This is a genomic window from Intestinibacter sp. (genome assembly GCF_051866655.1).
In the GTDB taxonomy this organism is placed as follows: domain Bacteria; phylum Bacillota; class Clostridia; order Peptostreptococcales; family Peptostreptococcaceae; genus Intestinibacter.
The window spans coordinates 1-2,292 of sequence record NZ_JBJDXL010000516.1; the positions used below are offsets into that span (position 1 = coordinate 1).

A 2,292-nucleotide genomic window follows, 5' to 3' on the forward strand; every position below is an offset into this window, starting at 1 on the left:
CCATCCTCATCTACCAAACCTTCAGTCGTATCGATAACCTCGACATTTGGCATAGCTTTACAATAATCTTTTATCTCTTGATTAAACTCAGAAATCAACTTAATCTTATCCTTAACCTTAGGATAATTATCCCCAAGAGGAAAAACCTTTTGAACATAAACTTCTTTATCAGAATATTTTTTTGATAGTTTCTTTATCAATAGCTCCGTATCTTCTACAGTAGTATTATAAAGCGCTTCATCCATTCCATTTACACCAATCAACAAGCACACACCCTCCACCTTCGAAGGATCTGGCATTTTATCAAAATTATCAAGCCAATACGAAGGATAGCATCCTGATTTAGCTCTTATTATAGTATCTGATGCATTTGATTCTATTGTACTTCTCAATAAATCTGTATATGAATCACCAACAAATAAAAATTTATCTAATATAGCTATTGCATATTTTTTAGGTATATATCCATAGCCATCTTTGTATTTAATTTTGTACCATCCATTAGATGCATCTTCTACAATATCGATTTTATCTCCTTCTGATAATTTGCCTAATACATCATCAGAAGAGGAATCTCCTTTTCTAACGCTTACAGAAGATATTGCCTTACCTTGTTTTATTACCTTAAGCTCATTATTTTCGGAAGCTTCTTCGATTTTTATGTTACTTCCTATCAAGTTTATATTTAAATCCTTGATATTAAAAAGCAAAATAACTATAAATAAACCAAGCACTATAAAGATTATTTTTTTCAAATTTATTCTCATTATTAATCTCCTTTATAAAAGCCCACTGATTTCCTTCTTTAAAATTCGCTTACCTATGTACATTCCCATTCCTATAGCAGCTTCTACATGCATGAAGTTTTGCACATCTTTATTAAACAATACATTAACTCCAGGTGCAATCTCATCATCGCCCTCCCAAAGACCTACACGCACAGATACCTTTGGAAATACTTCAAATTCAAAGCCTTTATCGCCTACATTACAAGGAATTCCTCCTAATTCTAGACAGCTTTGCTCGAATCCATCTAAATCGTATCCATATTTGTTTATTAAATGAATCACTGTATTTTTATAAAAAGCTGGGAAAAATTGCATGCCTCCATTTGGGATTTCCTTCATGCTGATCCACTTGTCTGATTTTTCGGCATCTATTTCTGTATAACCCAGATAATTTAGTATTATTACACTTGTTTCTGCAGAATGAACAAACCCGTCTTTTTCTCTGACTATAGTTTCTTCATTGCAGTCTAATATATAATCGTTGTTTAAAAATTTTAACCTAATTTGATTTTTTTCTTGATCGTAAATCGCCACTCTTCTTTTAGCTACATCGTTTAAATCTCTTGATTTTAAAACCTTCCACTCATGTTCATATGCGACTTTGTAATTTGTTTCCATATTACACCTCATTTATTATTTTGTTTTCTAAATTGTGTATTGCTTCATTTGTGTTGGATATGAGCTTTTCTATATCTGATTTACTCGCATTATCTACATGTATCCCAACACTTACTACTACATTTGCTTTAAATTTTTTTGATAACTTCATTGCTATGTCTCTAGCTAAAATATCATCTCTATGTCCTAAAGCACATATTGTGCTGACACTTACATTTATAGATGAAATCTCTGTATTTTCTGAATACTGTGCCAATGCACATGCACCTATGTGAGGTCTCTCTCCTCCAACAATTGCAATATTTATATCTGCTCCACAAAATATGCAACTGACACTTATTTTATATATTCCTTCTCCAAAATCAATATCTATACTTTTCAATTTTTATTCTCACCCTTTATTTTAATTTTCTAATTAAAATTATAGTGATTGTAATAAATTTAGTCTATTAATTTTAATAAAAGATATAAAAAAACATGCAAAATAAAAATTATTCTGCATGCTTTTTTATATCTATTTTATTCCGAAAAATCTCTTAGCATTTGCCTTTGTCGCTTCACAAACCTCTTCATAAGAAATTCCCTTTTCCTGTGCGATTGTATCAGCTACAAATTGCACCAATGTAGGATCATTTCTTTTTCCTCTATGTGGCGTTGGCGCCATATATGGTGAATCAGTTTCTATAAACAGTCTATCTAGAGGTATTTCTCTTACTACTTCTTTTGTTTTCTTGTTGTTTTTGAATGTTACAGTTCCAGATATAGATATGTAACATCCCATTTTGACATATTCTCTAGCTAATTCTACATTACCGCTATAGCAATGAAGTACGCATCCTGTTTCAGGAGCCTTTGTTGATTTTATAATATCAAATGTATCTCCATG

The 2,292-nt window shown here is 31.2% G+C and carries 4 protein-coding genes; all 4 read right to left on the reverse strand.

The window, feature by feature from the left end:
- Positions 1-767, reverse strand: a 767-nt coding sequence (locus ACI3VO_RS15390; RefSeq protein ID WP_439758760.1) for an SH3 domain-containing protein, incomplete at its 3' end; no start/stop codon positions are given.
- Positions 768-779: 12 nt separating this feature from the next.
- On the reverse strand, positions 780-1,406 hold the full coding sequence (locus ACI3VO_RS15395) for a DUF3786 domain-containing protein (protein WP_439758761.1): 627 nt from the start codon (positions 1,404-1,406) through the stop codon (positions 780-782).
- 1 nt (position 1,407) lies between these two features.
- Entirely contained in the window at positions 1,408-1,788 is a 381-nt protein-coding gene (locus tag ACI3VO_RS15400) for a proteasome assembly chaperone 4 family protein (RefSeq protein WP_439758762.1), read from the reverse strand.
- Between the two features lie 132 nt (positions 1,789-1,920).
- Positions 1,921-2,292 (reverse strand): TatD family hydrolase (locus ACI3VO_RS15405; protein ID WP_439758763.1); only part of this gene is annotated, 372 nt, incomplete at its 5' end.